This window comes from Streptomyces sp. NPDC086554 (assembly GCF_040686095.1).
In the GTDB taxonomy this organism is placed as follows: Bacteria; Actinomycetota; Actinomycetes; order Streptomycetales; family Streptomycetaceae; genus Streptomyces.
This window is the reverse complement of sequence record NZ_JBFBJK010000024.1, coordinates 108,294-130,534: the sequence shown is the minus strand read 5'-3', so window position 1 is coordinate 130,534 and position 22,241 is coordinate 108,294. Positions and strand designations below refer to the sequence as shown.

Annotated in this window: 20 protein-coding genes; 8 read left to right on the top strand and 12 right to left on the bottom strand. The window is 71.1% G+C overall.

Annotated features, from left to right (window positions below; genetic code table 11):
- Positions 1-7: 7 nt before the first annotated feature.
- From AB0O76_RS33475 to AB0O76_RS33445, 7 genes are all read right to left on the bottom strand, one after another.
- A complete protein-coding gene (locus AB0O76_RS33475) occupies positions 8-946 on the bottom strand; it encodes a hypothetical protein (protein WP_365499153.1) in 939 nt (312 codons plus the stop codon).
- A complete protein-coding gene (gene efeU / locus AB0O76_RS33470) occupies positions 849-1,847 on the bottom strand; it encodes an iron uptake transporter permease EfeU (RefSeq protein WP_365499043.1) in 999 nt (332 codons plus the stop codon). The genes AB0O76_RS33475 and efeU overlap by 98 nt, the downstream gene beginning before the upstream one ends.
- 17 nt (positions 1,848-1,864) lie before the next feature.
- Positions 1,865-3,145, bottom strand: a complete 1,281-nt coding sequence (gene efeB, locus AB0O76_RS33465; RefSeq protein WP_365499040.1) for an iron uptake transporter deferrochelatase/peroxidase subunit — start codon at positions 3,143-3,145, stop codon at positions 1,865-1,867.
- 33 nt (positions 3,146-3,178) lie between these two features.
- A complete protein-coding gene (efeO, locus tag AB0O76_RS33460) occupies positions 3,179-4,348 on the bottom strand; it encodes an iron uptake system protein EfeO (RefSeq protein WP_365499037.1) in 1,170 nt (389 codons plus the stop codon).
- A gap of 220 nt (positions 4,349-4,568) precedes the next feature.
- Entirely contained in the window at positions 4,569-5,414 is an 846-nt protein-coding gene (locus AB0O76_RS33455) for a heme ABC transporter ATP-binding protein (protein ID WP_365499033.1), read from the bottom strand.
- Positions 5,411-6,499: an iron ABC transporter permease gene (locus AB0O76_RS33450; protein WP_365499150.1), complete on the bottom strand. Its 1,089-nt coding sequence runs from the start codon at positions 6,497-6,499 to the stop codon at positions 5,411-5,413. The genes AB0O76_RS33455 and AB0O76_RS33450 overlap by 4 nt, the downstream gene beginning before the upstream one ends.
- 5 nt (positions 6,500-6,504) lie before the next feature.
- Positions 6,505-7,518 (bottom strand): ABC transporter substrate-binding protein, encoded by a 1,014-nt coding sequence (locus AB0O76_RS33445; RefSeq protein WP_365499030.1) that lies wholly within the window; start codon positions 7,516-7,518, stop codon positions 6,505-6,507.
- Between the two features lie 135 nt (positions 7,519-7,653).
- Between AB0O76_RS33445 and AB0O76_RS33440 the strand changes: the two genes are divergently transcribed.
- From AB0O76_RS33440 to AB0O76_RS33430, 3 genes are all read left to right on the top strand, one after another.
- A complete protein-coding gene (locus tag AB0O76_RS33440) occupies positions 7,654-9,117 on the top strand; it encodes an HtaA domain-containing protein (protein ID WP_365499027.1) in 1,464 nt (487 codons plus the stop codon).
- Positions 9,118-9,179: 62 nt separating this feature from the next.
- The gene (locus AB0O76_RS33435; protein WP_365499024.1) at positions 9,180-10,703 is read left to right on the top strand and encodes an HtaA domain-containing protein; all 1,524 of its coding nucleotides are present in this window, start codon (positions 9,180-9,182) and stop codon (positions 10,701-10,703) included.
- Positions 10,704-10,736: 33 nt separating this feature from the next.
- Complete coding sequence (locus AB0O76_RS33430; protein WP_365499021.1) at positions 10,737-11,396, top strand: PhzF family phenazine biosynthesis protein; 660 nt, start codon at positions 10,737-10,739, stop codon at positions 11,394-11,396.
- Positions 11,397-11,427: 31 nt separating this feature from the next.
- Here AB0O76_RS33430 and AB0O76_RS33425 read toward each other — a convergent pair whose 3' ends face one another.
- Both AB0O76_RS33425 and map read right to left on the bottom strand, forming a co-directional pair.
- Entirely contained in the window at positions 11,428-12,096 is a 669-nt protein-coding gene (locus AB0O76_RS33425; protein ID WP_365499018.1) for a biliverdin-producing heme oxygenase, read from the bottom strand.
- 126 nt (positions 12,097-12,222) lie between these two features.
- Positions 12,223-13,080, bottom strand: coding sequence for a type I methionyl aminopeptidase (gene map / locus AB0O76_RS33420; RefSeq protein ID WP_365499015.1), 858 nt, complete (start codon positions 13,078-13,080; stop codon positions 12,223-12,225).
- A gap of 58 nt (positions 13,081-13,138) precedes the next feature.
- On the opposite strand from map, the gene AB0O76_RS33415 reads away from it, so the two are divergent.
- Positions 13,139-13,366 (top strand): hypothetical protein, encoded by a 228-nt coding sequence (locus tag AB0O76_RS33415; RefSeq protein ID WP_365499012.1) that lies wholly within the window; start codon positions 13,139-13,141, stop codon positions 13,364-13,366.
- Between the two features lie 361 nt (positions 13,367-13,727).
- On the opposite strand, the gene AB0O76_RS33410 is transcribed toward AB0O76_RS33415, so the two are convergent.
- Positions 13,728-15,002, bottom strand: a complete 1,275-nt coding sequence (locus AB0O76_RS33410; protein WP_365499147.1) for an MFS transporter — start codon at positions 15,000-15,002, stop codon at positions 13,728-13,730.
- A 37-nt stretch (positions 15,003-15,039) separates the two neighbouring features.
- Positions 15,040-15,642 carry a hypothetical protein gene (locus AB0O76_RS33405; RefSeq protein WP_365499009.1) on the bottom strand — a complete coding sequence of 201 codons (603 nt, stop codon included), beginning with the start codon at positions 15,640-15,642 and terminating at the stop codon, positions 15,040-15,042.
- A 79-nt stretch (positions 15,643-15,721) separates the two neighbouring features.
- On the opposite strand from AB0O76_RS33405, the gene AB0O76_RS33400 reads away from it, so the two are divergent.
- The 3 genes from AB0O76_RS33400 to AB0O76_RS33390 are packed head-to-tail and all read left to right on the top strand — an operon-like array spanning position 15,722 to position 17,812.
- The gene (locus tag AB0O76_RS33400; RefSeq protein WP_365499006.1) at positions 15,722-16,798 is read left to right on the top strand and encodes a sialidase family protein; all 1,077 of its coding nucleotides are present in this window, start codon (positions 15,722-15,724) and stop codon (positions 16,796-16,798) included.
- A gap of 37 nt (positions 16,799-16,835) precedes the next feature.
- Positions 16,836-17,540 carry an NADPH-dependent F420 reductase gene (npdG, locus tag AB0O76_RS33395; RefSeq protein WP_365499003.1) on the top strand — a complete coding sequence of 235 codons (705 nt, stop codon included), beginning with the start codon at positions 16,836-16,838 and terminating at the stop codon, positions 17,538-17,540.
- A gap of 23 nt (positions 17,541-17,563) precedes the next feature.
- A complete protein-coding gene (locus AB0O76_RS33390) occupies positions 17,564-17,812 on the top strand; it encodes a hypothetical protein (RefSeq protein WP_266867658.1) in 249 nt (82 codons plus the stop codon).
- A 17-nt stretch (positions 17,813-17,829) separates the two neighbouring features.
- On the opposite strand, the gene AB0O76_RS33385 is transcribed toward AB0O76_RS33390, so the two are convergent.
- Positions 17,830-18,633, bottom strand: coding sequence for a site-2 protease family protein (locus tag AB0O76_RS33385; RefSeq protein ID WP_365499000.1), 804 nt, complete (start codon positions 18,631-18,633; stop codon positions 17,830-17,832).
- A 268-nt stretch (positions 18,634-18,901) separates the two neighbouring features.
- On the opposite strand from AB0O76_RS33385, the gene AB0O76_RS33380 reads away from it, so the two are divergent.
- Positions 18,902-22,240, top strand: coding sequence for a BTAD domain-containing putative transcriptional regulator (locus tag AB0O76_RS33380; RefSeq protein ID WP_365498997.1), 3,339 nt, complete (start codon positions 18,902-18,904; stop codon positions 22,238-22,240).
- The last annotated feature ends 1 nt before the right edge of the window (position 22,241 follow it).

The following is a 22,241-nucleotide window of genomic DNA, read 5'->3' as shown; positions in this document are numbered from 1 at the left end:
GCGCCGGCTACTCGCCCTTCGCGCCCGTCAGGCCCTGGATGCGGCTCAGGAAGGCCACCGGCTCGGAACCCGCCGGGTCGATGACGACCTGGTTGGAGACGCGCTCCAGCGTCACCGACTGCTTGACCTCGCCCTTCATCAAGGGCTTCACATCGGCGTCCACGGTGAGGTTGACGCCCTTCGCGGCGGTCTGCTTCTCGTAGTGGTGCGTCGAGAAGAAGACCATCGCCCCGCCGTCCTCGGTCCGCAGACCCACCGGCGCGAATGTGCCGTCGTTCTGCGGCTCGTCGATGTACTGGACGGCGATGCCCCGCCTCTTGGTGTTCTTGTCGCGGAACGCCTTCCACGTCGACGTGTGATCGCCCGGCGCGAACGTGTCGCCGCCCGACTTCAGATACGTCGTGTACTCCTCGCCGAGATCCTTCGGCGCCACCGCGAGACCCGACGCGTTCACCTCGACCGGCTCGGCCCAGCCGTCCTTGTCCTTCTTCAGCTCCGGGACCTTCCCCGGCGCCACCAGGTTCAGATAGGACGCCTCCCACAGCTGGTCCTTGCCGCCCTTGGTGAAGACGAGCACCCAGCGCAGATCGCCCCGCCGGTTGGACTTCGTGTCCGCGACGAACCACCGCGGCCAGCCGGCCTTCTTGGGGATCGAGAAATTCGCGTCCGTCAGCTCGAGCGGCACCTGGTTGGGGTTGCCGCCCGGCTTCTGCGCGCCCTTCGACTTCAGGCCCGCCTGGTTGATGGCGCTCAGCGGGCCCGTGACACGGGCCGCGTCCAGGGCCGGGTCGTACGCCTTCTCCGCCTTGTTGTACGCGGTGAGGAAGTCCTCAAGCGCCCGCTCGGCCTCAGCCTTCGTCGCCGACGGGACGACTTCCCGCTCCCCGTGCACCGTCACGCACCCGCTCGCCGTCACCGTCAGTACGGTCACCGTCGATGCCACCATCGCGTACCGGACCGGCCGCCGTGCTGGACCGCTCCGCATCGGAGTGCGCTGCCTTGGAAGCCTGCTCATGCGTTGCGTTCACCTTCCCCTTCCCGGGCCCGAACCCTACCGGGGCGAAGAAGAACACGAGCGTCGGGATCAGGTAGAGCAGCCACACCGTGACCTGGACGACCGTCGGGTCGGGCTGGAAGTTGAAGATGCCCTTCAGGAGCGTGCCGTACCAGCTGTCCGGCGGGATCGTCGCGCTGATGTCGAACGCCTTGTCCTGCAGGCCGCCGAGGAACTCCGCCTCCTGAAGGTCGTGCACGCCGTACGCGAGGACGCCCGCCGCCACGACCACCAGCATGGCGCCGGTCCAGGTGAAGAACTTCGCCAGGTTGATGCGGACCGCGCCCTTGTAGAACAGCCAGCCGAGGACGATCGCCGTGACCAGGCCGAGGATCACGCCGATCAGCGGACCGTGCGTACCGTCGCCCGATGCCCGCACCGAGGCCCACACGAACAGCGCCGTCTCCAGGCCCTCACGGCCCACCGCGAGGAACGCCGTGGCGACCAGCGCGCCCGTGCCCATCTGCAGGGCCGCGTCCAGCTTGCCGTGCAGCTCGGCCTTGAGATGACGGGCCGTACGCCGCATCCAGAAGACCATCCACGTCACAAGGGCCACGGCGACGATCGACAGCGAACCGCCGAGCGCCTCCTGCGCCTTGAACGTCAGCTCCTGCGAGCCGAAGGTCAACGCGCAGCCGAAGCCGAACGCGATGGCGCACGCGACACCGATGCCGATCCAGATGGGCCGCAGCGCGTCGCGGCGCTCCGTCTTCACCAGATAGGCGATGAGGATGCAGACGACCAGGCTGGCCTCGAGGCCTTCGCGCAGGCCGATCAGATAGTTGCCGAACATGATTCAGTCAGTTCCCCTCAGCTGAACAGTGCCCGGCCCCACCAGTCGTCCTTGTCGCGGACGCCCGGCGGGATCGCGAAGACCGCGGAACCCACGTGCTGGATGTACTCGTTGAGAACGTCGGCGCGCGCCAGGCTGCGCTGCACCGGAATGAAGCCCGTACGGACGTCCCGCTGGTACGCGAGGAAGAAGAGCCCCGCGTCCAGGCGGCCCAGGCCGTCGGTGCCGTCCGTGAAGGAGTAGCCGCGGCGCAGGATCGTCGCACCGTCGTTGCTGTCCGGGTGCGCGAGCCGGACGTGCGCCTCGGGCTTCATCGCCTTCAGGAACGGCTCGTCGTGCTCCTTGGCCTTGCCGACCGGAGCACCCTCGCCCTTGTCGCGCCCGAAGATGTCCTCCTGCTCGCCGAGCGGAGTGCGGTCCCAGGTCTCGACGTTCATCCGGATACGGCGCGCGACGAGGTAGGAACCCCCGGCCATCCAGGCGGGCCCTTCCTTCTCGCCGACCCACACATGCTTGGCGAGCGCGGAGTTGTCCTCGCCCGACACATTGCGCGTGCCGTCCTTGAAGCCGAACAGATTGCGCGGCGTCTGCGCGCCCGGCGTCGTCGACGACGTCTTGCCGAAGCCGAGCTGCGACCAGCGCACCGCGACCTTGCCGAAGCCGATGCGGGCGAGATTGCGGATCGCGTGCACGGCGACCTGCGGGTCGTCCGCGCAGGCCTGTACGCAGATGTCGCCGCCGCCACGGGACTTGTCGAGGTTGTCGCCGGGGAACTTGGGCAGATCGACGAGCGCTTCCGGACGCCGCTCGTCGAGCCCGAACTTCTCGAAGAGGCTCGGCCCGAAGCCGATGGTGAGGGTGAGCCGGGACGGCTTGAGGCCGAGCGCCTCACCGGTGTCGTCCGGCGGCGCCTCGGCGAGACCGCCGACGGCGCCCTCGCCGACCTCGTGCCCCGCCGTCATCCGCGCGGCGGCCTTCGTCCAGTCCTTGAGGAGCTGCACGAACTGCTCGCGGTCGTCCGTCTTCACGTCGAACGCGGCGAAGTGGAGCCGGTCCTGGACGGCGGTCGCGATGCCCGCCTGGTGCTTGCCGTGGAAGGCGACAGCGCCGCCCGCCGACGCCGCGGGCACGGTCTCGTCCCCGGACCGCCCCACCGCCACCGCGCCGCCCGTGACGGCGGCGCCGAGCGCGAGCCCCGCACCGCCCCAGCCGAGCAGTGAACGCCGGGAAGGGGAACCGGAGTTGGTGTCCTCGTCCGGTATGGACGCGTTGCCGGTGTCGCTCGTGGTCTCGGTCATCGTTCCGGTTCCCCCTTGCCTCTGCCCTTGCCTCTACTTGGACTTGCCGACGACGGCGGCGGCCAGCTTCGACAGCGGCTCCGCGAGCGCGTTGACGCCGTTCTGCAGCTCCTTGACATCCGCCTTGCCGAGCTTGTCGTACGACGTGAAGGTGTACGAGTCCTTGCCGCCGCCCGTGCGGTACTCGCCGAGCTGCTTGTCCAGGGCCGCGAACTGCTTGTCGAGCTCCTTGGTGAGCGCCGGGTCGTTCTCCGACGCGACGGCCTTGAGCAGGTCGTACGCCTTCTCCGCACCCTCGACGTTCGCCTTGAAGTCGACGAGGTCGGTGTGCGAGTAGCGCTCCTCCTCGCCGGTGACCTTGCCGGTGGCGACCTCGTCGAGGAGCTCCTTGGCGCCGTTGGCCATGGAGGTCGGAGTGATCACGGCCTTGCCGACGCGGTTCTGCCAGTCCTTGAGGTCCTTGTCCAGCTGAGTGGCGAGCTCCTTGTCCCGCTCGCCGAGCTTCTTGTCCTTCCACAGGGACCGCTCCAGACGGTGCCAGCCCGTCCAGTCCTTCTCCAGGTCCTGGCCGTCCGCGAGACCGTCCTCACGCAGGTCGACCTTCGGGTCGATGTCACCGAAGGACTCGGCGACCGGCTCGGTGCGCTCCCAGCCGATGCGGGAGTTGGCGTACGCCTTCTTCGCGGCGTCGATGTCGCCCTTGCGGACGGCGTCGGTGAAGAGCTTCACCTTGGGCAGCGTCGCGTCGGCCTGCTCCTGCGCGTAGGCGCGGTAGTCGGCGACGGCCTTGTCCAGGCGCGGGTCGCGCTTGACGGCCTTGCCGCCGCTGACGGTGACCTTCTGGCGGATGCCTTCGCCCTTCATGCCGGGCTTGCAGGCGATCTGGTACGAGCCGGACTTCACCTCGGCGGTGAGCTTCTGCTTGGTGCCGGGGCCGATGTTCTCGCGCTCGCTGACGATGCGGTCGTCGGGGAAGAGGAGGTAGACCTCGGTGACCTTGGAGCCCTTGTTCTCGATGGCGAGCTCGACGTGGCCTGCGGAGAGCTTGGTCTTGGAGACCTCGCACTTGTCGTCGGTGGCGGTCACCTCGACGGTGTTCCCGCCGCCGCCCTTGGCGTCGCTCTTCTCGGTGCAGCCCGTGACGGCGGTGAGGGCTGCCGCCGCGGCGACGGCAGTGGCGGCGGAGAGGCGGGCGGGGCGCATAGGGGCTCCAAGGCGGGGTTCACGGACGATTCCGGCATGGCATGCCGGTGAGGCGGACCTAACTTAACTGAGCCTTACCTGGTCGATACCCAGCCGTTCCGTGATTCACCTCTCACTGAATGGGGGTGCTTACGGGGGTGTCACGGTGCGGTGATGGGGGCTTCATGGGGTGGCAAAGTGCGGGTCAAGGAGTTGATCACCGGCTTCGGTGGGTTCGTCCTCAGCCCCGCACCGGGGCGACAAGAGGAGCCCCTGTCCGGGGATGTGGAAACACCTCCACCGGTTGGCGGTAGACCTCGCTCAGGAGCTCCCCCGTGAACACCTCGCCCGGAGGACCCTCCTCGGCGACGGCCCCGCCGTGCAGCACCGCCGCCCGATCCGCGTACGCCGCCGCAAGCCCCAGGTCGTGGAGGACCACGACGACCGCGTCCCCCGCGGCGGCCCGCTCACGGCAGATGCGCAGCACCAGCTCCTGGTGCCGGAGATCCAGCGCCGCCGTCGGCTCGTCGAGCAGCAGCAGCGGCGCCCCCTGAGCAAGGACCCGCGCCAGTGCGACCCGTGCCCGCTCGCCCCCGCTCAGCGCGGAGAAGGAACGCGCGGCGAACTCGCCGACCTCCGTCGCGGCCATCGCCTCACGTACGACACGGTCGTCGTCGTCCTCCCGGGCCGTCCCCGCCCAGGGCGCTCGCCCCATGCGTACGACGTCCTCCACCGCGAACGGGAAGGACAGCGCGGCCGCCTGCGGCAACACCGCCCGCCGCAGGGCGAGTTCACGGGCCGGCCACTGGGCGACAGGGCGCCCGCAGACGCGCACGACCCCCTCGTGCGCCGGGATGTCCGCGGCCAGGGCCGCCAACAGGGTCGACTTCCCCGCCCCGTTGGGCCCGACGAGGGCAAGGACCTCACCCGCCCGCGCGGTGAGGGACACCCCGGCGAGCACATCGCGTCCGCCAAGCCGCACCCGCAGCCCAGAAGCCTCCGCGAGCGCATCGCCGGGGGTGACAGGCTCCGGCAGGACGCGCCTGCCACCGGAGGAGAACAGCCGGTGAGCGATCCGCCCGATCATGCCCAACCCCCTTGCCTACGACGGGTCCTGCGCAACAGCCAGAAGAAGAACGGGCTGCCGAAGAGCGCCGTGAGCACCCCCAGCGGCAGCTCGGCAGGCGCCGCGACCGTACGCGCCGCCAGGTCCGCGCCGACAAGTACCACCGCCCCGCCCAGCGCACTGCCCGGCACCAGGAAGCGGTGCCCGGGCCCCGCCGCCATCCGAAGGAGGTGCGGGACGAGAAGGCCGACGAACGTGATGATCCCGGCGACGGCCACCGCGGCGGCGGTCAGCAACGCCACCACGAGTACGAGCACGAGCCGCAGCCGCTCGACATCGACCCCCAGATGCCGGGCGGGCCGCTCGCCGAGCGCGAGGAGGTCCAACTTCCGTGCGTACAGCGGCGCGACGACAAGACCGGCCACCGCGCACGGCAGCACCGCGAGCACCTTCGGCCAGGTCGCACCGGCGAGCGAGCCGAGCTGCCAGAAGGTGATCTGGGTGATCTGCGCGTTGTCCGCGAAGAAGATGCAGAGCCCGATCAACGCCCCCGCGAAGGCGTTCACGGCGATCCCGGTGAGGATGAGCGTGACGACCTCCGTACGCCCGCCGTTGCGCGAGAGCACGTACACCAGAAGGACGGTCGCGAGCCCCGCGACGAACGCGCACACCGTCACCGTCCAGTTGCCGAAGAAGCTGAGCCCGAGCGCGATCGACGCGACCGCGCCGACGGCCGCACCCGCCGAGATCCCGATGACCCCGGGCTCGGCGAGCGGATTCCCGAACACGCCCTGCATCAGCGCCCCGGCACACCCGAGCGACCCCCCGACCAGCAGGGCGAGCGTCACCCGAGGCAACCGCACGTTCCACAGCACGCTCTCCCCGACCCGGTCGAGCGCACTCCCGCCGAGACCGATCCGATGCCGGACGGAACCGAGCACGTCCCCGAGCGGGATGTCGTACGCGCCGATTCCGGCAGAGAGGAGGCAGAGGAGGACGAGCGCGACGACGAGACCGAAGGTCAGGGGGACGGCCGTGCCTCGGCGGCGGCCCTCGGGGGCCGTCGGCTCTTCGGCGGTCGGCTCGGCGTCCGCGGGCTTGGTCAGGACCGTCACTTGCCGCCCCCGTACAACTGCCCCACCAAAGACTTCAGCACCTCATCCGTCCGCGGCCCGTAGTTCAGAAGCACCCCGTCGTCGATCGAGACGACACGGCGGTCGAGACCGGCGGGCGTCTCCGCGACACCCGGCACCTTCAGGAGGCCGTCTACACCATCCACCGATTCAAGCCCCTTGGACATCACGAGAATCGCGTCCGGCGCCGCATCGGCCAGCGCCTCGCTGGTGATCGCGGTGAAGTCCTTCTTCAGGCCCGACGCCTTGCCCGCGTCGACCGCGCCCGCCGCCTCCAGGAGCGAACTCGCCCCCGAATCACGCCCGCCGAGCAGATAGACGGAGGCGGACCCGCGCAGATAGAGGAAGGCCACGCGCGGCTTCTCGGTGCGGGCGGACGCGGGGATGGTTTCCCGTACCGCCGAAATCCGCTTCTGCGTACGGGACTTCAGCTCGTCGCCCGCCTTCTCGACGCCCAGCGCACGCGCCACCGCGTCGATCCGCGGGCTCACGTCGTCGAGGCTCTTCGCCGGATCGAGGACGACCAGCGGGACGCCCGCGTCACGGATCTGGTCGATCGCCTCGGCAGGACCCGTGGACGTGTCCGCGAGGACGACCGTCGGCTTCAGGGACAGCACGCTCTCCGCCGAGACGTCGTGCGCACGTGTCACCACCGGCAGCTTCTTCGCCTGCTCGAAGGTCGCGGTGATGTCGCGGGCCACGACGTTCTTGCCGAGGCCGAGGGTGAACACGATCTCGCTCAGGCTGCCGGTGAGCGGCACGATCCGGCTGGTGTCCTTGACGGTGATCTTCTTGCCGTCGGCCGACGTGACGGTGGCGGGGAGCACGGGGTCGGGGCGGGACTTCAGAGGCTCGACCCGGTCGGGTGCGGAGGCCGCCGTCTTCGCCTTCGGGGACGTGGCGCCACCGTCGTCCGACGATGATCCACAGCCCGTGAGGGCCAGGGCGAGAACGGCGGTCCACGCACCGGCGATACGGAGTGGGCGCGGCATGCGAAGCACCGAATTCCACCGTCCTGTCGTGTTGTTGAGCCGGCCGATATCCGGGTGGCCGGGGTGGGGGGTTCCAGCCGGAGTGATCGTAGTTTAGGTTAGCCTTACCTCATTAGCCACACTCGGAGGGGTCCCATGTCGTCGTCAAGACAGGCGCGAGCCATCGCCCGCGCCGGAGCAGTGGCGGTCCTCACCGCACTCGTCGCGGCGCTGCTTCCCGCGGCCACCGCGCACGCGGAGAGCCGCACGGTCCAGGGCGGACGGCTCGACTGGGGCATCAAATCCTCCTTTCAGAGCTACGTGACCGGGCCGATCGCCCAGGGGAGTTCGACCCTGCAGGGCGGCGCGGCCACGGTCGGCGGCAGCCAGTTCCGCTTCCATTCGGCCAAGGGGTCCTACGACCCGGACAGCGGGGCCTTCACCGCCGGGTTCTCCGGCGGGGTGCACTTCCTGGGGCACAAGAAGGGCGGCTCGTACGAGCTGGACCTCACCATCAGCAACCCCACCGTCAAGATCTCCGGCGGCTCCGGCACCCTCCACGCCGACATGGTCAGCAAGGAGAAGGGCACGGGCCAGGTCACGACCAGCGCCCAGGTGCCCCTCGCCACCCTCGGCATGTCCGGCATCGACATGTTGGGCGGCTCGGGCCCGATCGCCCTCAACAACCTTCCCGCGACGCTCACTTCACAAGGGGCGAAGGCCTTCGCCGGGTACTACACGGCGGGGACCGAGCTCGACCGGGTGAGCCTGTCGACGGACCTCGCGGCGAAGTCCGGCTCCGCCGGGCCGTCGAAGAAGCCGTCACCGAAGCCGTCGGAGCCCGAGAAGAAGGCGAAGGCGGGCCGCGTCGAGGACGCCGCCGTCGACTGGGGCGTGCGCCGCACCTTCCGTGAGTACGTCACCGGCTCCATCGCCAAGGGCGCGTGGAAAGTGTCCGCAGGGGCGAAGGACGGCGGCGCGTACTTCCGCTTCCCCGAGGGCCAGGGAACGTACGACAAGAAGAAGCAGACCCTCGACGCCGGCTTCGCGGGGGCGGTGCGCTTCACGGGGGAGCACGGCCTCGACCTCGCGCTGAGCAAGGTCGCCGTCGAGGTGAAGGACGGCAAGGGGACGCTGTACGCGGATGTCGACAGCAAGGGTGACAAGGGGGTCGCCCTGCGGAAGGCCCCGCTGATCACCTTCGCCGCGAAGGAGCTGAAGCCGAAGGACGGCCTCGTCTCCCTCGCCGAGGTGCCGACGAAGCTCACCGGCGACGGTGCGAAGGCCTTCGGGTCCATGTACAAGGCGGGTTCCGAGATGGACCCGCTGTCGCTCGCCGTCGCCCTCGACGCCGACGCGAAGCTGCCCGCGCTGCCGGATATCGGTTCGTCCGCGAGCCCGACGCCGCAGTCCGGGAAGACGTCCGGGCCGAAGACGGAGAACGCCGCCGACCCGGCCGACTCCTCATCGCCTGCCGTGCCGATCGGCGTGGGCGCGGGCGTGGCACTGCTGCTCGCGGCGGCGGTCGCGTTCGGCGTCGTACGCAAGAAGCGCGCGGCGTCGGACGCCGGGGCGTCGACGGACACCACCGGCTCCGACACCACTGGCTCCGATTCCTGACCCCTTCCGGGTCACCCACCCCAGCTCACTTCCTCACCCGTCTCTCAAGGAGAAGACCGACCATGGCCGCCATTCGTCGTCCGATCACCCTCGCCGCAGCCGTCGCGACCGCCGTCACGCTCGGCGCGACCGCCCTCACCCTTCCCGCGCTCGCCGCCGACGGTGGCGCTGCCGCGGCGCCGCAGGTCGAGCTCAAGGACGGCACGCTGGACTGGGGCTTCAAGGAGTCCTTCCGCAAGTACGTCACGGGCATGGCCCTGGGCAAGATCGAGGCCACGGACGGCGCCAAGCAGGCCGCGGACAACGGGGTGTTCACCTTCACCGACGGCACGGGGACGTACGACACCGGGACGCACGCCACCGACACCGCCTTCAAGGGTGCCGTCCGCTTCTCCTCCACGGCCCACGGCTTCGACATCAAGATGTCCGACGTGAAGGTCCGCACCGAGGGCACGGGCGGCGCCATCCAGGCCGACGTCAGCCTCAACGGCACCGCACAGAACGACATCGACCTCGCCGAGCTCGATCTGACCGGGATCAAGCCCGGCCAGGGCGAGGGCGGCGCGATGACGTTCAAGGACATCCCGGCGACGCTGACGGCGGACGGCGCCAAGGCGTTCAACGGCATGTACAAGGAGGGCGACAAGCTCGACCCGGCGACCCTCACGGTGAAGGCGGCCGGCGCCCCGACGGAGAAGCCGACCCAGACGCCGAAGCCGACGGAGAAGCCCACGCAGACGCCGAAGCCGACGGAGAAGCCCTCCGAGACCCCGAAGCCGACGGACAAGCCGACCGCGACCCCGAAGCCGACCACCACGTCCGACGCCGAGGCGCCCGCGGGCAAGGTCTACGACGGCTCGCTCGCCTGGGGCGTGAAGGAGTCCTTCCGCCGCTACATCGAGTCCGGCGGCGGCGCCACGCTCTCCGGCGGCGCCGAGAAGAACGACAACGGCTACGACTTCCCTTACGCCAAGGCCGACTTGGACGCCGACGCGAAGAAGCTGACCGCGTCGTTCGGCGGCGCCGTCCGCTTCGCGTACAAGGCGCACGGCATCGACATGAAGTTCAGCGACATCAAGGTCGCGGCGAACGGCGCCAAGGGCACGCTGACCGTGGACGTCACCACGCCCAAGGGCACCAACGACGACGTGAAGTTCGCGACGCTCGACCTCTCCAAGGCCTCGTACGAGGCGAAGGACGACGTCGTCCTGCTCGACAAGATCCCGGCGGCGTTCACGGCGGCGGGCGCGGAGCAGTTCGCCAACGAGACGACGGGCTCCATGTACAAGGAGGGCGACGCGATCGACCCGGTGACGGTGGCGCTCTCGGTCGCCGACGGTGCCGAGCTGCCGGGCGGCAGCGGCGGCAGCGGCGGCTCCACCGGTGGCGGCGGCTCGACGGACTCCGGTTCCACCGGCGGGGGCTCGGCATCGCTGGGCGGGGGCGGTTCGGTCGGCGGGGGTACGGGGGGCTCGCTGGCGTCGACCGGTTCGTCGACGCCGACGGGTGCGCTGATCGGGGTGGCCGGGGCGGTCGTCGTGGCGGGCGCCGGGGCGGTGTACGTGGCGAGGCGCCGCGTTTCCTGAGGCTGCCTGAACCGAGGATGCTTGAATGCCCGGATGACGCAACTTCCTGACGGGCTTGATGTACTGAGGGTCTTCTGCGGGCCCGACGGTCGGCACGGCAATGAACTGGGTGTCGTGCGCGACGGGGCCCGCGTGGCCGCTCGCGGTGACCGGCAGGCGGTGGCTGCGAAGCTGGGCTTCAGCGAGACGGTGTTCGTCGATGACCCCGAGCGCGGGGTCATCGACATCTACACGCCCACGCTGCGGCTGCCGTTCGCGGGACACCCCTGCGTCGGTACGTCCTGGCTGCTCGACGTCCCCGAACTGGTCACGCCCGCGGGCGTGGTGGAGGCCCGCCAGGACGGGGAGTTCAGCTGGATCGCGGCGCGGGCGGAGTGGGCGCCGCCGAGGACTCTGCGTTTCTACGGGAGCGCGGGGGACGTGGAGGCGCTGCGGGTGCCGCCGCCGGGGGAGTGGGTCTACGCGTGGGCGTGGGAGGACGAGGCGGCGGGGCGGGTTCGTGCCCGTGCTTTTCCCGGCCGGGACGACGGGATCGACGAGGACGAGGCTACGGGCGCGGCGGCGTTGCTGCTCACGCATCAGCTGGGGCGGGCGCTGAACATCACGCAGGGGCGTGGGTCGCAACTTCTGACGGCACCGGGACCGGGGGGTCTCATCGAGGTGGGCGGCAGGGTGCGGCTGATCTCGGGCTGAGGTCTGCCTCCGGCGAGTTCGTTACGCGGGCCTACGCCGAGAGCGGGAATTCCTGGCCCAGTTCGCGGAAGACCTGCGTATTCAAAGCGAAAGCGCGCTTGCATTCGTCGACGATCCGCTGTTGCTCCAGCTCATCAGGGACGACTTCCCCGAGGGCGTCGAGCAGTTCCCGGTAGCCCCGCTTGAACGCCGCCGGGTTGGAGATGTCCTCGAAGACGTAGAAGCGGACGCCGTCCCCCTTGCGGGCGAAGCCCCACGTCTGCTCCGCCTTGCCGCGGATGATCTGGCCGCCGGAGAGATCGCCGAGGTAGCGGGTGTAGTGGTGGGCGACGTAACCGCCGGGCCAGGTGCGCGCGCATTCGGCCACCCGCTCCGCGTACGCCGCCGTGGCGGGCAGCGGGGTGAGGCCCTCGCGCCAGTCCGCGCCCCGCAGATGCGCGAGATCCCGCTCCAGCTCGGCCACACGCAGCAGCTCGGGCTGTATGAACGGGCCCGCGACCGGGTCGTCCCGCAGGGCCTGCGCGGCATCCTCCAGGGCTCGGTACACGAACCAGAGCTGTTCCGTGTAGCGCGCGTACGCGTCGACGCCCAGTTTGCCGCCGAGCAGGTCGCTCATGAACGTCGACGTCTCCGCCTCCGTGTGCTGCTCGTGCGAGGCGGTGCGGATCACCGTGGAGAAGGGCGTGGACGGCGTACCCATGAGAGACCTCCGAAGCCGAAGAAAGGCGGGAACCAGTGCGACCGCTACCCCGATCATTCAGGTTAGGCTTACCTAAGTCAACTGGTTCCCGACGTCCTGTCGGTAAAAACGCTACCCGCTCGGAGCTCAGGGAAGCGTAAGGATCTCCGTCCCGCTGTCCGTCACCACGAGCGTGTGCTCGAACTGCGCGGTCCGCTTGCGGTCCTTCGTCACGACGGTCCAGCCGTCGTCCCACATGTCGTAGTCGTGCGAGCCGAGGGTCAGCATCGGCTCGATGGTGAACGTCATGCCGGGCTGGATGACGGTCGTGGCGTGCGGGCTGTCGTAGTGCGGGACGATCAGGCCGGAGTGGAAGGACGTGTTGATGCCGTGGCCGGTGAAGTCGCGGACGACGCCGTAACCGAAGCGCTTGGCGTACGACTCGATGACTCGGCCGATGATGTTGATCTGGCGGCCGGGCTTGACCGCCTTTATGGCGCGGTTGAGGGACTCACGGGTCCGCTCCACGAGCAGCGTGGACTCCTCGTCGACGTCGCCGACCAGGTACGTGGCGTTGTTGTCGCCGTGCACGCCGCCGATGTAGGCCGTCACGTCGAGGTTGATGATGTCGCCGTCCTTGAGGACGGTGGAGTCCGGGATGCCGTGGCAGATGACCTCGTTGACCGAGGTGCACAGCGACTTCTGGAAGCCGCGGTAGCCGAGCGTGGAGGGGTAGGCGCCGTGGTCGCACATGTACTCGTGCGCGACGCGGTCCAGCTCGTCGGTGGTGACACCGGGGGCGATGTGCTTGGCGGCCTCGGCCAACGCGCGCGCGGCGATACGGCCCGCGGTGCGCATCAGCTCGATGGTCTCGGGGGTCTGCACCTCGGGCCCCGTGTACGGGGTGGGTGCGGGTTTCCCCACGTACTCCGGGCGCCTGATGTTTCCCGGAACGGGGCGGATGGGGGAGAGCTCCCCTGGGACGAGCAGTGACTGGCCAGACATGCCAGCGAGTCTAACCAGGTGGTGTGGGGCAGCATGGCGGGAGAGAGAGGAGCAGACCATGCCTCTGTTCAAGAAGCGGACCGTCGGCAAACCGGGTGAGTGGTACTACTGCCTGGAGCATCGCAGGGTCGAGGAGGGTCCCGACTGCCCGGGCAAGGATCGCTTCGGTCCTTACGACTCCCGGGAGGAGGCGGAGCGGGCGATGCAGACCGCTGCGGAGCGGAACCTGGAGTGGGAGACGGATCCCCGGTGGCATGACGCGTCTCCCCGCGAGGGCGAGGACTAGTCCCTGCCGGGGTGGTCGAGTGGTCCTGCGTCGGGGCTCGCTTCTCTTCGCCGCTCCGCGGCGGGTTTCCCACGGCGTCTCCCCGGCGGGATGGCCAAGTGATCCCGCGTCGGGGCTCGGTTCTTCGCCGCTCCGCGGCGGGTTTCCCGCCCACCCGCCCGTATCCCGGCGATTTCCCACCCACCCACACGGACCCGGGTGCCTCGCAGCTGATTTCTCCCCGCCCGCCCGCTTGCCCCGCAAGCACGGGGTAACGGGTGGGTGGGCGGGAGACCCGCCGCGGAGCGGCGAAGAGGGGTGCCGGGGATGCGGGGCAAGGCGGCGCAGCCCCGCCGCGGAGCGGCGGGAGACGGTGCTGAAGCTACGGCGCGGTCGATACCGCCCGGCGCCGCGCCGCATCCGCGTCCGTGCTCGCGTCGTAGGAGAGCAGCTTCGGGAGGCCCGCCGTCAGCGCGCCGACCGCGGCCACGCAGGCCAGGCCGCCCGACCAGACGGCAGTCCTCGTACCCGTCCAGCCGGCCGCAGCCCCCGCGCGGACCTGGCCCAGCTGTGGGCCCACGCTGTAGGAGAGGACCTCGATACCGGCGAGGCGCCCCCGCAGCTCGTCCGGGATCGTCTGGTTCCAGATGGTGGAGCGCCCGAGCCCGCTCAGCATGTCCCCCGCGCCCGCGAGGGCCAGGCAGACGAGCACCACCCACACGTTCGCGAACCACCCCGCCGCCGTGATCGCGAGCCCCCACCCCGCCGCCCCGAACACGACGAGCAGCCCGTGCCGCCGCACCCGTGACGTCCATCCGCTGGTCAGGCTGAGCAGCAGCGAGCCGACTGCCCCCGCCGCGTACATCAGGCCGAGCGACCACTCGGCGTCCAACTCCTCCGCGAGGAACGGGAAGATCGTGTTCGGGAAGGCGAAGAACATCGCCGCCATGTCGATCGCGTACGTCCCGAGCAGCACCGGCCGCGACCACGCGAACCGCGCACCTTCCGCGAGGCCCCGCAGCGACGGCTTCTCCGCGTCGTGCGCGGCGGGCGCCGGTGCGATACGGGTGCACAGGGCCACGGAGACGGCGAACCCGACGACCGTCACCGCGTACGCGGACGCGTGCCCGGCGTACGCGACGACCAGGCCCGCAAGCGAAGGGCCCGCGATCGCGCCGACGTTCCAGCGCAGCGAGTTCAGCGCGGCCGCCGCGGTGAGCTGGTCGTGCGGCACGATCCGGGCCATCAGCGAGTCCAGTGCCGGGCGTTGGAGGCCCGCCAGCGCTGAGACGCCCGCCGCCACGACGTACAGCGGCCACAGCATCGGCTCCGGCAGCAGCGCGTTCACCAGGAGGATCACGGCCAGCAGCCCGAGGCCCGCCTCCGTCAGAAGGATCACCTTGCGGCGGTCCACGGCGTCGGCGAGCGCACCCCCGTACAGACCGAAGACGATCAGCGGCACCAGCTCGACCGCCCCCATGGCGCCGACCGCGAGCGGTGAGTCCGTCAGCTCCTTGATCTGCAACGGCAGGGCGACCAGCGCCATGAAACTGCCGAAGTTGGTGACGAGACCCTGGACCCAGAGCAGCCGGAAATCACGGGTGGATCGCCACGGCGAGAGGTCGGGCAGTATCGAGGAGGAGAGGGGCACGGAAATCCATGCTCAGCGCCTGGCCCGCGTCCCGGCAACCGAATTACCACCGCGCCGGCGGCGGCGCCGTCAGCTGGTCGGCGAGGCGGGAGAGGCGGTCGCGCAGCCGGCGCCGGCCCCGTGCCGCCGGCAGCGAGTTCTCGCCGGATGCCGCGCTCACCAGATGCTGGACCGTGTCGAGGTCGAGGTCGGGGGAGTCCGGGACGGTCAGCGCCTCGTGCGCCATGGCGTGCAGCTCGCGGTCCCCGGAGTCGAGGGCGAGGACCGTCGCCCCTGCCGCCCGCGCGTCGTGCACGCGCTCCAGGAGCCCCGCCCCGGGCGCGTCCGGCGCCACCACGAGCAGCGTCTCGCCGCGCCGCGCCGCCTCGATCCGCCCGAGCCCGGTGGACAGGTGGGCGGGGTCGCCCGCCCGCACCCGGTGCCGGACGAGCGTGGGCGTCAGCTCGGGCGTACCGGACCACGCCGCCTCGTCCACGAGATGCGCGGCCAGGTGCCAGGGCTCGTACTCCTCCGTGCCCACCAGAAGCAGGCCGCCGCCGTGCGGCACCACGGAGGACCGCAGCGTCCCGGCGAAGCGGCGCGTGGCGCTCGGCCACTCGGTTCCGGCGAGCACTTCGCGCAGCAGGGCGACCCTTACGGCATCCATGGGGCCGCATCCTGCCCCAACAAGCCACTCGTCAGGTGGAGTTCACCGGGAATTCGCCCCGGGTGGGGAGTGACCCGGGATGGCTGACGAGACAACTGTTCCCTTCCGGGCGGGACGCGAGGGGTATGCGAGCTTCCGGATCCCCGCCGTCGTCCGCACGAACTCCGGCACCCTGCTTGCCTTCTGCGAAGGGCGGGTCGGCTCGCAGGAGGACTTCGGCAACATCGACGTCGTCATGAAGCGGTCCACCGACGGCGGCCGCACCTGGGGTCCGCTCCAGGTCGTCGCCAAGAACGGCGCCGACCTCGCGGGCAACCCCGCCCCCGTCGTCCTCGGCACCGGACGCGTCCTGCTCGTCCACGTCCGCAACGCCGCCGCGGCGACCGAGGACGCCATCCGGCGCGGCAAGGTCTCCGCGGCGAACGGACGGCGGATCTGGGTGCAGCACAGCGACGACGACGGTCTCACCTGGTCGGCGGCCCGGGAGATCACCGGGCAGGTGAAGAAGGCGAGTTGGCGGTGGTACGCGACCGCCCCCGGGCACGCCGTACAGACCAGCACGGGCCGGGTCGTCATCCCGGCCAACCACTCCCTGCCGCCGGCCGGCACGGACAACGGCACCGAGGGGAAGTACAACGGCGGCCACTGCCTGCTCAGCGACGACCTCGGCCAGACCTGGCGGATCGGCTACATCGACGACAACACCGACGGCTATGTGAACGTGAACGAGACCACCGCGGCCGAACTCCCCGACGGGCGGCTCTACTTCAACACCCGCAACGACTCGCCGTCCCCCGGCACCCGCGCCGACGCCCACTCCCGCGACGGCGGCCAGAGCCTCGTCAAGCCCTTCCGGCCGCAGGCCGGACTCGTCGGCCCCGTCGTCGAATGCAGCGTGCTGCAGTTGCGTACGCCGGATGTGCTGCTGTTCTCCGGGCCCGCCGACCCCGGCTTCCGTGCCCTGATGACCGTGCGCAGGAGCCGGGACGGCGGCACCACCTGGCAGGACGCCCACACCGTGGACGGGCTGCCCGCCGCGTACTCCGACCTCGTACGCGTCGACGACGAGACCGTCGGACTCCTCTACGAGACGGGCGACTTCAGCGCGTACGAGACCATCACCTTCCGGCGGATACCGGTGGGGGCGCTGGCCTGACGGAGGCCGCGTGCGGGCGGTGAGTAAGGTCGGCCGTATGACCTCTAACGACAGTGTGCAGAAGGCTCCCGCCAAGGATCCCTGGGAGCTGCCCGACGTCTCCGGGCTCGTCGTCGGCGTGCTCGGCGGCACCGGCGACCAGGGCCGCGGCCTCGCCTACCGCCTGGCCCGCGCCGGCCAGAAGGTGATCATCGGCTCCCGTGCGGCCGAGCGCGCGCAGACCGCGGCCGACGAGCTCGGCCTCGGCGTCGAGGGCGCCGAGAACGCGGAGTGCGCGCGGCGCAGCGACATCGTGATCGTCGCCGTGCCGTGGGAGGGACATGGGAAGACCCTGGAGTCCCTGCGCGAGGAGCTGAGCGGCAAGCTCGTCGTCGACTGCGTGAACCCGCTGGGCTTCGACAAGAAGGGCGCCTACGCCCTGAAGCCCGAGGAGGGCAGCGCCGCCGAGCAGGCCGCCGCCCTGCTGCCGGACTCCAGGGTCACGGCCGCCTTCCACCACCTGTCGGCGGTCCTGCTCCAGGACGCGGACGTGGCGGAGATCGACACCGATGTGATGGTGCTCGGCGAGGCCCGCGCCGACACGGACATCGTCCAGGCGCTCGCCGCCCGCATCCCCGGCATGCGGGGTGTCTTCGCGGGCCGCCTGCGCAACGCACACCAGGTCGAGTCCCTTGTGGCCAACCTGATCTCGGTGAACCGCCGCTACAAGGCGCACGCGGGGCTGCGGGTCACCGACGTCTAGTCCACCGACGGGCATGGACGGGCATGGGGGACACTGGAGGGCGTACGTCACGACGCACCCCGACACCCGATCAGGAGCCGACCCCCATGCCCCGCCTCGCTCTCTACGCCCTCACGGTCTGCGTCCTCGCCGTCGTCGCGGCCGTGGTCTCCTTCGTCCAGGGCCACTGGCTCGGCATCGTCTGGGTGCTGATCGCCGGGCTCTCGTCGAACATGGCGTGGTACTACCTGCGGCGCGCGAAGATCGAGCGGGACGCCGCCGCCACGGGCTGACGGCTACGGGCGGATGGCTACGGGCTGACGACGTCCGGGATGTCCGGCGCCCCGTCCCAGAAGCGGTACAGCTCCAGGCCCCAGTACGTGTCCCATTCGCTGACGCCGAGCCCGCGCAGGATCGCGTCGATCGCGTCGAAGAAGGCCACGTTGACTTCGGGGATCCACAGGATGCCGAAGACGGCGATCAGGCCGAACGGCGCGAAGGGCTCCACCTGGCGGCGGATCTTGTGCGAGAGCCACGGCTCGATGACGCCGTAGCCGTCCAGGCCCGGGATGGGCAGCGAGTTCAGGATCGCGGCCGTCACCTGGAGCAGGGCGAGGAAGCCGAGCGCGTACCGGAAGGTGTCCGGGACGCCGGAGAGCGCGTCCAGCCAGAAGGGCGCCGTGCAGACCACGGCGAAGAGCACGTTCGTCAGCGGGCCGGCGGCAGAAATCAGACTGTGCCTCCATTTCCCCCTGATCCGGCCCCGCTCGATGAAGACCGCCCCGCCGGGCAGGCCGATGCCACCCATGATCACGAAGAGCACCGGCAGCACGATGCTGAGCAGGGCGTGCGTGTACTTCAGCGGGTTGAGGGTCAGATATCCCTTCGCCCCGATGGAGATGTCGCCGCTGTGCAGGGCGGTGCGGGCGTGCGCGTACTCGTGCAGACAGAGCGAGACGATCCAGGCGGCCGTCACGAAGAGGAAGACCGCAAGCCCCGGGTTGTCGGCGAATCCGGTCCAGGCGGCCCAGCCGGAGACCGCGGTGACGGCGGCGATCCCGAGAAAGACGGGACTGATCCGCGAGTCACTGCGTCGGGCGGGAGCGGTGGTCATGGGGCGGGGCTCCTGGGATGGCGGGCGGGCCGGTTGTCGTACGGGACCGTACCCCGACGTACGGCGAAAACGACTCGCGTGGGGTGGGGAGTTCCGGGGAGGGTGAGGGGCTGAACTATTCAGCCCGTACGGCGGCGAAGCCGGACCACGCGGCGGAGCCGCAAATTGTCACAGCCGGGAAGGGGCGGGATGGGGGAAGGAACCGCCGGAGGCCCCACCCACGGCCCGGCACCCGTCCCCGCCACCGCCACCCAAGACACCAGAGACAATGGACCCCGTGCGCTACCGCATCCTCGGCACCACCCAGGCATTCCGCACCGACGGGACCCAGGCCCCCATCGGCGGCCCAAGGCTGCGCGCCCTCCTCACGGTCCTCGCCCTGGGAGCCCCCCGCACCGTCCCCGTATCCGCCCTGGTCGACGAGGTGTGGGACGGCAACCCACCCGCGGACGCCCCCGCCGCGCTGCAGGCGCTGATCGGCCGCCTCCGCCGAGCCATCGGCGCCGAAGCGATCGCCTCGGCCGACGGCGGCTACCGCCTCGCCGCGGCCCCGGACGACATCGACCTGTACCGCTTCGAGCGCCTCGCCGACGAAGGCTCCCGCGCCCTCGCGGACGGCGACGCCGAGAAGGCGGCGACGGTCCTGGACGACGCGCTGGCGCTCTGGCAGGACGGTCAGGCCCTCGCCGACCTGCCCGACCGCACCGCGCAGGCGTCCCGCTGGGAGGCGCGCCGCCTCGACGCCTGCCGCGCCCGGCTGACGGCGGCACTCGCGCTCGGCCGGGCCGAGCAGGCGCTGCCCGAGCTGACCGCCCTCTGCGAGAGCCACCCCCTGGACGAGCCGCTGCAGGCCCTGCGGCTGCGGGCGCTGCGCGACGCGGGCCGCCCGGCTCAGGCCCTCGCCGCCTACGACGGCATACGCCGCCTCATAGCGGACCGCATCGGCGCCGACCCCGGCCCCGAACTCCGCGCCCTCCACGAGGAGTTGCTGCACCACACGGCGCCGGGGAACGCGCCGGAGCGGACCGAACCGCCGGTGAGCCGCCCGCACACCCCCGGCAACCTCCGTGCCAGGCTCACCTCCTTCGTCGGCAGGGAAGCCGACATAGAGGCCATCCGGGGCGACCTGGAGCGGGCCCGCCTCGTCACGCTGCTCGGGCCCGGCGGCGCGGGCAAGACCCGGCTCTCGCAGGAGGCCGCGGAGTCCGTCGCCGACGTGGAGCCGGACGGCGTATGGCTGGCCGAGCTGGCCCCGGTGGAGGATCCGGACGCGGTGCCCGAGGCCGTTCTGACCGCGCTCGGCGCCCGCGAGACGGTGCTGCGCGGCGCCGGCGCCGAGGAGATGCGGGCGGTGTCCGACCGGCACGGCGACGACCCTGTCGTACGCCTCACCGAGCACTGCGCGCCCCGCCGGATGCTCCTGGTCCTCGACAACTGCGAGCACGTCATCGACGCCGCGGCCCGCCTCGCGGAACAGCTGCTCGCGCACTGCCCCGGCCTCACGGTCCTCGCCACCAGCCGTGAACCCCTGGGCGTGCCGGGGGAGTTGCTGCGCCCCGTGGAACCCCTGCCGGAGCCGATCGCGCTGCGGCTGCTCGCCGACCGCGGCGCGGCGGCGCGGCCGGGCTTCAGCATCGAAGGCGACCGGTCGGCGGCAGCCGAGATCTGCCGGCGGCTCGACGGTCTTCCGCTGGCCATCGAACTCGCGGCGGCCCGGCTGCGGATGCTCACCCCGCGGCAGATCGCCGACCGCCTGGACGACCGCTTCCGGCTCCTCACCAACGGCGCACGCACGGTGCTGCCCCGCCAGCAGACCCTGCGCGCGGTCGTCGACTGGTCCTGGGACCTCCTCGACGAAGCCGAGCGGACCGTCCTGCGCCGCCTCTCCGTCTTCGCGGGCGGCTGCGACCTGGCGGCGGCGGAGGCGGTGTGCGGTGCGACCGTCGGTGTCCCGGGGAGCCATCCCGCCGACGTCGCCGACGTACTGGGCTCCCTCGTCGACAAGTCGCTCGTCGTCGCGGCCCCCGCGCCGCAGGGCGGCATGCGCTACCGGCTCCTGGAGACCGTCGGCGAGTACGCGGCGGAGCGGCTCGACGAGGCCGCCGACCGGGCGGCCGCCGAGCGGGCGCACCTCGTGTACTTCCGGGAGTTCGCCCGCGTCACCGAACCGCGGCTGCGCGGCGCGGGCCAGCGGGACGCCGTCGAGCGGCTCGAGGTCGAGTACGAGAATCTGCGCACCGCCCTGCGGCACGCCGTCGCGGCGCGGGACGAGCAGGAGGCGCTCTGTCTCGTCCTCTCGCTCTCCTGGTTCTGGCAGATCCGCGATCTGCGCATCGAGACCCGCAACTGGTCCCGCGATGTCATCGCTCTCGGTCCTGACCCCTTCGCCCGCCCGGTCGCACCCGTGGAACCGCTCTACGAACGGTGCACGGACGCCCCGCTCCCCATGCGCCCCGAGGTGCTCGCGGAGGCGCGGCGCGGGGTGCATCTCATCCAGCTCTCCTGCATGGACATGAACATGGAGGCCTGGCAGACGCCCGAGGCCGCCGAGAAGCTCGCGGGCATCAGGGAGGCGTACCGTCCCGGGCTGCCGCAGACCTGCTGGTCGCCGGGGAGCCTGTGGTTCTTCGCGGTGCTCTTCGGCGGTGACATCGGCCGGCTGCACACCATCATCGACGCGACCATCGCCACCTGCCGGGAACGCGGTTACGAGTGGGAGCTCGCATCGGCGCTCCAGCAGCGCGCCAACATCCGCGCCAACCGCACGGACTGGGCCCGCGACGCGGGCCGTGACGCTGACGAGTCCCTGGAGATCTTCACCCGGCTCGGCGATGTGTGGGGCACGGCCGAGGCGCTCTCCTCGCGCGGCGAGGCGCACGAGCGGCGGGGCGCCTTCGACCGCGCCGCCGAGGACTTCAGTGCCGCCATCGAGTACGCGCAGCAGCTCGGCGCGCCCGCCCAGGTGACCGTGCTCACGGCGCGCCTCGGCGCGGTCCTCGTCGAGGCGGGCGAACCGGAACGGGGCGAGCGGCTGCTCTGGGGCGTCCTGGACCAGAAGGTCCAGGGCGGCCACTCCAGCGAGTCCATGCCCACCGCCCGTTTCTTCCTCGTCGACGTGCTCGGGCGCGCCGGGCGCACCGCCGAGGCCCGTGAGCAACTACGGCTGCTGCGCGAGGAGTTCAAGGTCGCCGACTTCGCGGTCTTCGACAGTTTCATGCTCGGCGCCGAGGCCTGGCTCGACACTCAGGACGGCCGTTACGCCGAGGCCTTCCGCAAGGCGTGCGCGGCCGTGGAGAAGTCCATCGATCCGCTGACCAAGATGATCGCCCCGCATGTGACCGCCCATCAACTCACCATTGCCGCCCACGCCCTGACCGGTCTCGGCGGCGGTCGGCGTGCCCGCGACGCCGCCCGGCTGATCGCCGCCGCCGACCGTGATCTCCCGCCCGGCCACTTCCCGGCCGGTGTGGAGCGCGACATCAAGGCGGCCGCCGTCGCGGCGGTGCGCGCCGTGCTCGGGGACGCCGCGTACGAGGCCGCGTACGCGGAGGGCGGCGGCCTCCCCATCGAGGAGGCCGCCGCCCTCTGCGACACGTACGTCGACTGAA